The sequence below is a fragment of the Streptomyces sp. NRRL B-24572 genome, from assembly GCF_002156145.1.
GTDB lineage: Bacteria > Actinomycetota > Actinomycetes > Streptomycetales > Streptomycetaceae > Streptomyces > Streptomyces vietnamensis.
Map to the genome: position 1 here is coordinate 1 of NZ_MWIG01000034.1, position 8,713 is coordinate 8,713.

The window sequence follows — 8,713 nt, forward strand, 5'->3', positions numbered from 1 at the left end:
CCGGCCAGGTCATTCGGGTCAAGGAGGACGGCACCACCGAGAAGATCGACGCGGGCGGCGTCGAGTACCTGGCCACGCACCTGCGCCAGGCCCGTCAGGGGAACCGTTACTCCATCACCGCCGCCGCCGGTGACATGATCGGCGCCTCGCCGCTCCTGTCCGCGCTCTTCCACGACGAGCCGACCATCGACGCGCTCAACAAGCTGGACCTGGACGTCACCTCCGTGGGCAACCACGAGTTCGACGAGGGCGCGGTGGAGCTGGCCCGCATGCAGAACGGCGGCTGTCACCCGACCGACGGCTGTTACGTCGAGGGCAAGCCCTTCCAGGGCGCGGACTTCCCGTACCTCGCGGCCAACGTGACGAACGAGAAGACGGGCAAGCCGATCCTCGACCCCACCTTCATCTGGGAGAAGGACGGCGTCCGGATCGGCTTCATCGGCGTGACCCTGGAGGGCACCCCGAACGTCGTCACCGCCGCGGGCGTCAAGGGCCTCAAGTTCGGCGACGAGGTCGAGACGATCAACAAGTACACGAAGATCCTGGAGCGCCAGGGCGTCAAGTCCATCGTCGCGCTGATCCACGAGGGCGGCATGCCGGCCTCGGACGCGTACAACTACAACTGCGACGGGGACGGCGACGGGGACGGGGAGGGCGTCTCCGGCGCGATCGTCGACATCGCCAGGAACGTCTCGCCGCAGGTCGACGCGCTGGTCACCGGCCACACCCACCAGGCGTACGTGTGCTCCATCCCCGACCCGGCGGGCAACCCGCGCCTGGTCACCTCGGCGTCCTCGATCGGCAAGCTGTACACGGACACGACGCTGACGTACGACCGCGCCACCAAGGACATCGTGCGCACGGCCGTCGCCTCCGCCAACCACGTCGTCTCGCGCGACGTGCCGAAGGCCGCGGACATCACGAAGCTGATCGAGGACTGGCGTCCGCTCGCCGCCCCGATCGCCAACCGGCCGCAGGGCTTCATCGCCGCCACCATCGACGGCCGAGGCTCCACGGCGTACGAGAAGCCGCTCGGCGACGTGATCGCCGACGCGCAGCTGGAGGGCCTGGCCCCGGCGGACAAGGGCGGCGCGCAGCTGGCCCTGATGAACCCGGGCGGCATCCGCTCCGACCTCGTCTACAAGGCGTCCGGCGCCGAGGGCGACGGTGTGGTGACGTACGGCGAGACCTTCACCGTGCAGCCCTTCAGCAACATGATGAACGTGGTCGACCTGTCCGGCGCGAACCTGATCGCCGCGCTGAAGCAGCAGGTCAGCGGCGCGAACCTGAAGTCGGTGAAGATCCTCCAGGTCTCGAAGGGCCTGACCTACACGCTCGACATGACCAAGACGGGCGCGGACCGCGTCGTCGACGGCACGATCAAGCTGAACGGTGAGGCGATCGACCCGGCGAAGACCTACCGCGTCGCGATGAACGAGTTCCTCGCGGGCGGTGGCGACGGCTTCGCGGCCCTGGCGACCGGCACCAACAAGCTGGTCGGCGCCTCGGACCTCGACGTCTTCAACGCCTACCTGGCGGCCCACTCCTCGGCGGCCAACCCGCTGCCGGTCCCGGCCGCGAACCGCATCAGCGTGGTGTACCCCCCGAAGCCGTAACCGGCCTCCGGGACGCAGCACAGGGACCCCGTCGGGCCGTCACGGCCCGACGGGGTCCCGTGCTTCCTGCGGGAAGGCCGACTCCCGGCACGGGCCGCATGTTCACCCGCATTTCCTTCCGAACCCGGGACCCGGGCGGAGGGTGACCCTATGCTGCTTGTGATCTTGTCGGTGCACGATCAACTTCCATGATTCCTGGAGGGCAGGACCGTGAAACATCCCGTCAGACGCTCCCTCACCGTCGGCCTGGCGCTGTTACTGGCAAGCGTGGGCATGTCCGCGCCCGCACACGCCAGTTCGACCGTGGGCGACCGAGCCCTCTACTGGAACGACGCGCTGCTCAAGGCCTACGTCGCCACGGGCGGCTCTCCCGGCCCCCTGGCACGGGCCGGGGCCATGATGCATCTGGCCATGTACGACGCCGCGAACGCCAGCCGCTGTCACAGCAGCGGCGGATTCAAGCCGGAGAACTGCCTCGGGGCGCTCTACACCCCCGGCATCAGCGTGAAGGCCGGCGTCGCCCCCAACGTCGACGCGGCACTGGACCACGCCGCCTACAACGTCCTCAAGTCCACCTTCCCCGCGCTCGACTTCACCAACTACCTCACGGCGGCCCGTACGGGCGAGCCGGTCGACGCCACCACCACGGAGGGCAAGAGCGTCGGCGAGCAGGCGGCCTCGGCGATGATCGCCCGCCGTACCGGCGACGGATCGCAGGACACCACGCCGTACACCCCGAGCACCGAACCCGGCCAGTGGCGGCCGACGGGCTCCGGCGCGGCGGCGGATCCGAACTGGGGCAAGGTCAAGAAGTTCGTCGACTACGGCGCCTACCCGTGGACGTACTACAAGACCACGGCCGCCGACCTGCGTCCGCAGCCGCCCGGCGGCATCGCGACGATGCCCGAGCTGCTGAAGAGCGCCGCCTACACGGCCCAGTTCAAGGAGGTCGCGGAGCTCGGCGCGGCCAACAGCACGACGCGGACCCCGGAGCAGACCCAGATCGCCTGGTTCTGGGCCAACGACCTGAACGGCACCTACAAGCCGCCGGGCCAGCTCTTCACCCACACCCGGACCGTCTCCGCGCAGCGCGGACTCGACGAGCTCGCCAACGTCCAGCTCTTCGCGCTGGTCGCGGGCTCGATGGCGGACGCGGGGATCTCCGCCTGGGACCAGAAGTACCAGACCTCCATCGACCTGTGGCGGCCCGAGAGCGCCGTCAAGCTGGCCGATACGGACGGCAACCCGGACACCGTGCAGAACAGTTCCTGGCAGCCGCTCTCGGCCGACGCGGCCGGAAACCACTTCAGTCCGCCGTTCCCCGCGTACGTCTCCGGGCACGCGACCTTCGCCGGAGCGTGGGCCGAGTCGATGAAGCAGTTCTTCGGCACGGACAACATCACGTACACCGGCACCACCCAGGATCCGCACGCGGTCGGGGTCACCCGCACCTTCACCAGCTTCACCGCGGCGGCCACCGAAGACGCCCGGAGCCGGGTCTACCTCGGGGTGCACTACCAGTGGGACGGCGACCTCGGCGTGGCGACGGGTCGGAAGGCCGCCGGCCAGATCCTCAACAACCTGATCACGAAGAACCCCGACAACACGCCCGTGTACAGCAGCCCCTATCTCACCACCGTGGGCAAGGAGTGGCTGATCAAGCCCATGGGCGCCACGTCCGTCGGGAACTACGACGGCGGCACCAGCGCTTCCTGGTACTGGTGTGACGAATACGGGGCGGACAACGTCTACAACCAGCTCATCTGGAACTCCTACGGCTGCGCGAACGGCTACGACGGCCTCACGCACATCTACTACACCCCGCGCTAGTCCCGGAAAGGATGGTCCTCCCGTGAACAGGAAGCATCTCCGACGCATCGGCGCCGGCGCCGGCGTGGCCGCCGCGCTCGCCGCCGTCGCGGTCGTCGGCGCGACGAACGCGACGGGATCGCAGGTCGAGCCCACCGTGCCGGGAACCCTCCGGGTCTTCGCCGGGCCGTACGAGCAGGCGCAGTTCTGCGACGGCGGTCCGACCCCGGTGATCTCCGGCGCGAACGGCGGCGCGCTCGCCGCCTCGCCGGTCGCGTTCGGCAAGGACGCGGGCAAGAACAGGAGCTACCACGCCCTGAAGGCCACGTTCGAGGTCGCCAGGCCGGGCGAGGCCGCGCTCATCACCAAGACCGAGAAGATCTGGCCGAACGGCATGGTCTTCAACCTCGATCTCGCCGCGGGCGAACTGAAGCCGGGTGGATACCGGTTCCGGCTGCGCACGATCGGCGGCACCCAGGCCTCGGACTGGACGCCCTGGTGCGGATTCACCGTCGCCAAGTGACCTGAGAGACCGGGGAGGCCGGTTCCCGTCGGGAACCGGCCTCCCCCTCTTTCCGTACGTGACGCACCCTGGTGGTGTTGTCGTGGACCTGCCATAGTCCCGAGTCATGGAGCGACGACGCTTACTCATGGGAGCCCTCGGGGCCGGGGCCGCACTGCTCGTCGGAGCCCCCGCCGCATCCGCCGTGGACGTGCGCGGGTGGATGGCGGCGCACGGGGACGGCACCGACCTGCGGCGGCTCACCATCCCCGGGACGCACGACTCCGGGGCCCGGTTCGGCGGGGCCTGGTCGGAGTGCCAGAACACCACCATCGCCCAGCAGCTGGACAGCGGCGTCCGCTTCCTGGACGTGCGCTGCCGGGTGACCGGGGGGTCCTTCGCCATCCACCACGGGGCCTCGTACCAGAACATGATGTTCGGGGACGTCCTCGTCGCCTGCCGGGACTTCCTCGCCGCGCACCCCTCCGAGACCGTCCTCATGCGGGTCAAGCAGGAGTACTCCGAGGAGTCCGACGCCACGTTCCGTGCCGTCTTCGACGACTACCTCGACCGGCGGGGCTGGCGTTCGCTGTTCCGGATCGGGGACGCGCTGCCGCTCCTCGGCGAGGCGCGCGGACGGGTCGTGCTCCTCGCCGACAACGGCGGGCTGCCAGGGCTCCGATGGGCCGACCCCGCCGTCTTCTCCGTCCAGGACGACTGGAACGCCCTCCCCGACGCCAAGTACCCCAAGATCCAGGCCCAGTTCCGCGCCGCCGCCTCCCAGCCAGGCCGGCTCTACGTGAACTTCGTCAGCACCTCCGCCTACCTGCCGCCCCGCTGGAACTCCGACCGGCTGAACCCGTGGGTGCACGGCTTCCTGGACAGCGCCGAGCTCGCCGGGAAGGTCGGGCTCGGGATCGTGCCCATGGACTTCCCCAACACCCGCGCGGGGCTCGTCGAGGCGCTCCTCCGGCACAACTAGCGCGGAGTCTTCGTCCCGTGCACCGACGCGTACTCCGCTGCCAGCCACGGGGCCAGGTCCTCGACGAGGAGGTCGAGGACCGCCGGATCCGGGGACGGCGACCTGCCCGCCTCCGCCGCCAGGCGCATCTGCTCCGCCCGCTCCGGGTAGTACGTGCCGAAGACCTCCGCCGACCGGTCGAGGTCGCTGGTCCAGCCGCCCCACCGGGGCATGACCAGCGTGAAGCCCGTACGGACCAGACGGCGGCCGACCCTGCGGCCCAGGGCGCGGCCGGCGGGCCGGGCCCGCCAGCCCGGAAGCAGCAGCGCCAGGTCGCCGTTCGTCTCCCGCGCGAGGAGTGACGTCGGGCGGTACGGGGGCAGCTCCTCGGCCAGGTCCGGGCCCAGGAGCGGGGTGCAGAGGCAGGCGACGAAGAAGCCCAGGTCGTGGCGTTCCAGCTCGCTGAGGAGCACGCGCGTGCTGCTCAGCAGGATCCCGGCGCCGTCGATCTGCGGCAGCTCCCGGTCGAGCGCCGACTCCAGCTCCCGGGCGGCGGCGCGGTCCGCCTCCGTGGGCTCCCCGTGCAGGGCCAACTGCACGTCCAGGTCGGAGACGCCGGCGACCGCCGTGCCCCGGGGCACGCTGCCGTACAGGTACGCGCTGTGCAGCCGGTCCGGGCCGAACGCCCGGGAGATGCGTCCGCGCGCCGCCTCGACGACCGGCGCGAACTCCGCGGTGACGCGGTCCAGGGCGCCTTCGCGCGCGATCGTTCCGTCGGGGTTCAGGCCGTGGTCGTCGTCCATGGGTCCACCCTGGCCCCGGAGCCGCCCGTCGTCGAACCGGTTTTCACAGCTCGGGCGGTGGCGTCGGTGCCCCCGGCAGCCGGAGCGTCGCCACCGTGCCGCCGCCCTCCGCCGGGGCGAGGGACACCGTGCCGCCCGCCTGCTGCACCGTACGCGCCACGATCGACAGGCCCAGGCCCGAGCCCGGCAGGCTGCGGGCCGACGGGGAGCGCCAGAAGCGGTCGAAGACGTGCGGGAGCTCCTCCGGGGCGATGCCGGGGCCCTGGTCGCGGACGGTCAGTTCGCCCCGCATCAGGGTCACCTCGACCGTGCCCCGGGGCGGCGAGAACTTCACCGCGTTGTCCAGGACGTTCACCAGGGCCCGTTCGAGCGCCGGCGTCTCCGCCCGTACGTACCAGGGCGCCAGGTCCGTGACGAACGTCAGCTCGGGGCCGCGCAGCCGCGCCCGGTCCAGGGCGTTCCGCAGGATCGTGTGCAGGGGCACCACTTCGAGGAGGGGGCCCGGCTGCACCGCGTCCGGGCGGGCCAGCTCCTGGAGGTCGCCGATCAGCGCCGCCAGCTCCGTCATCTGCGCCTTCACCGAGGCCATCAGGGCCCGCCGGTCGTCCGGCGGGAGCGCCCGGCCGGTCTCCTCGCTGCGCGCGAGCAGTTCGACGTTGGTACGGAGGGAGGTCAGCGGCGTCCGCAGTTCGTGGCCCGCGTCCGCGATGAGCTGCGCCTGCCGGTCCCGGGAACTGGCGAGCGCCGCCGTCATCGCGTTGAAGGAGCGGGACAGCCGGGCGATCTCGTCCTCGCCCTCCACCGGGATGCGGACGGTCAGGTCCTCGGTCGCGGCGACGTGCTCGACCGCGTCCGTCAGCCGGTTCACAGGCTCCAGACCGGTCCGCGCGACCCACAGGCCGGCCGCGCCCGCGCCGACGACGCCGATCCCGGAGACCAGGAGCAGCACCCAGCGGAGCGTGGACATCGAGTTGTCGATCTCGGAGAGGGGACGGGCGAGGGAGACCGCGATCTGGAGCGGAGTGTCCTGCTGGTACGTGTAGACCCGCATCTCGCGCCCGGCGTCGTCCTTCACCGTGTGCAGGGCGTCGTCCACCTGCTTCCGTGCCACCGCGAGGTCGGCGGCGGCGACCGGGATCGCTGCCGCTCCCGAGGTGCACACACTGCCGTCGCCGAGGACCACCTGCACCGTGTACGAGCCCCCCACCGGCGGCAGCGGCGTGCCCTGGCGGCACATCGTGAGCAACTGCTGCACGCTGTTCTCGTTCAGGCGCGTGCTGCTCAGCGAGGAGTCCAGCTCCGCCTCCAGCTGCGCCCGCGTCACGAACCAGCAGGCCAGCGACACGGCCGCCACCGCGAAGGCCACGGCGGCCGCGCTGAGCAGCGCGAGCCGTGAGCGCAGCGGCCGCGAGCGGAACCAGTTCCTCAGGCGGCCCGTCACTCCCCGCCTCCTCCGCGCAGCGCGTAGCCGACGCCCCGGACGGTGTGGACGAGGCGCGGCTCGCCGCCGGCCTCGGTCTTGCGCCGCAGATACATCACGTACACGTCCAGCGAGTTGGAACTGGGCTCGAAGTCGAAGCCCCACACGGCCTTCAGGATCTGCTCCCGGGTCAGGACCTGGCGCGGGTGCGCGAGGAACATCTCCAGGAGCGTGAACTCGGTACGGGTCAGCTCCACGGTCCGTCCGCCCCGGGTCACCTCGCGCGTGGCGAGGTTCATCCGCAGGTCCTCGAAGGACAGGACGTCGCCCTCGGCGGGCGCGGCGGCGGGCGCGGAGGCGTAGGAGCTGCGGCGGAGCAGGGCCCGGATGCGGGCGAACAGCTCGTCGAGCTCGAAGGGCTTCACCAGGTAGTCGTCCGCGCCGGCGTCGAGGCCGGTGACCCGGTCGCCGACCGTGTCGCGGGCGGTGAGCATGAGGATGGGCACGGTGGAGCCGGCGGCCCGGATCCGGCGGGCCGCCGTGAGCCCGTCCATGCGGGGCATCTGGACGTCGAGGACGACGAGATCGGGGGCGTACGACTCCATCGCGGCGAGCGCGTCGAGGCCGTCGACGGCGTCCCGCGTCTCGTACCCCTCGAAGGCGAGGCTGCGGCGCAGGGCCTCGCGGACGGCGGGCTCGTCGTCGACGATGAGGATGCGCTCGGCTTCGTTCTGCTGTCCCGTCATGGGCTCAGCCTCGCACGTGCTCAGTTGTCGCCGCCCGAGCGGAGGCTGTCCAGGTCGGCCTTCACGGTGTCGATCGGGATCGCGAATCCGAGACCGACGCTTCCGGCGGTGGAGCCGTTCGAAGAACTGGGCGAATACATGGCCGAATTGATTCCGATGATCTCGCCGTTCATATTGATCAACGCGCCGCCCGAATTCCCCGGATTGAGCGAGGCGTCGGTCTGGATCGCCTTGTACGTGGTCTTCGACGAACCGGTGTCGCCGTTGAACTGCTGACCGCCGAACTCGAACGGCCAGCCCTGCCGGGGGTCCCACTGCTGCTGGTCCTGCTGCTGCTCCTGGCCGCCCTCCTCCTTGGCGACGGTCACGTCCCGGTCGAGCGCGGAGACGATGCCGCTGGTGACGGTGCCGGTCAGGCCCTCGGGGGAGCCGATCGCGACGACCTCGTCGCCGACCCTGATCTTCGAGGAGTCGCCGAGCGCGGCGGCCTTGAGCCCGGAGGCGCCCTGGAGCTTGATCAGGGCGAGGTCCTTGTCGGGGTCCGTGCCGACGACCTCGGCCCGGTACGTCTTGCCGTTGCTGAGCTGCACGGTGACCGAGGAGGCGCCGGAGACCACGTGGTTGTTGGTGACGATCTCGCCGTCGGAGGTGATGATCACGCCCGAGCCGGTGGACTTGCCGGAGTTCGAGGTCGCGGAGATCTCCACGATGGAGGGGGAGACCGCCTCGGCGACCCCGGCGACGGTGCCCTTGCTGCCGGTGGAGACGTTGGTGCCGCTGACGACGGGGGAGGAGGCGCTCACGGGGGCCTTGTCGGAGGTGAGGTTCTGGACCAGCGTCGCCGGGGTCGCCGAGG

At 71.0% G+C, this 8,713-nt stretch carries 8 protein-coding genes; 4 read left to right on the forward strand and 4 right to left on the reverse strand.

All coding sequences use genetic code 11. The features are described 5' to 3' along the window. The 4 genes from CCN56_RS02245 to CCN56_RS02260 form a co-directional block, all read left to right on the forward strand. Positions 1-1,616 (forward strand): bifunctional UDP-sugar hydrolase/5'-nucleotidase (locus CCN56_RS02245; RefSeq protein ID WP_107484082.1); only part of this gene is annotated, 1,616 nt, incomplete at its 5' end. 210 nt (positions 1,617-1,826) lie between these two features. Further along, the gene (locus CCN56_RS02250) at positions 1,827-3,446 is read left to right on the forward strand and encodes a vanadium-dependent haloperoxidase (protein WP_256961680.1); all 1,620 of its coding nucleotides are present in this window, start codon (positions 1,827-1,829) and stop codon (positions 3,444-3,446) included. Between the two features lie 22 nt (positions 3,447-3,468). Next, complete coding sequence (locus tag CCN56_RS02255; RefSeq protein ID WP_086822806.1) at positions 3,469-3,948, forward strand: hypothetical protein; 480 nt, start codon at positions 3,469-3,471, stop codon at positions 3,946-3,948. 106 nt (positions 3,949-4,054) lie between these two features. Beyond that, positions 4,055-4,909: a phosphatidylinositol-specific phospholipase C gene (locus tag CCN56_RS02260; protein WP_179199646.1), complete on the forward strand. Its 855-nt coding sequence runs from the start codon at positions 4,055-4,057 to the stop codon at positions 4,907-4,909. Here CCN56_RS02260 and CCN56_RS02265 read toward each other — a convergent pair. The 4 genes from CCN56_RS02265 to CCN56_RS02280 form a co-directional block, all read right to left on the reverse strand. After that, a complete protein-coding gene (locus tag CCN56_RS02265; RefSeq protein WP_086822811.1) occupies positions 4,906-5,691 on the reverse strand; it encodes a nucleotidyltransferase in 786 nt (261 codons plus the stop codon). The genes CCN56_RS02260 and CCN56_RS02265 overlap by 4 nt on opposite strands. Before the next feature lie 43 nt (positions 5,692-5,734). Next, positions 5,735-7,132 (reverse strand): cell wall metabolism sensor histidine kinase WalK, encoded by a 1,398-nt coding sequence (locus tag CCN56_RS02270; protein WP_086822814.1) that lies wholly within the window; start codon positions 7,130-7,132, stop codon positions 5,735-5,737. Then, positions 7,129-7,857, reverse strand: coding sequence for a response regulator transcription factor (locus CCN56_RS02275; RefSeq protein ID WP_086822817.1), 729 nt, complete (start codon positions 7,855-7,857; stop codon positions 7,129-7,131). Before CCN56_RS02275 ends, CCN56_RS02270 begins: the two co-directional genes overlap by 4 nt. 20 nt (positions 7,858-7,877) lie before the next feature. Further along, positions 7,878-8,713, reverse strand: an 836-nt coding sequence (locus CCN56_RS02280; protein WP_086822820.1) for a S1C family serine protease, incomplete at its 5' end; no start/stop codon positions are given.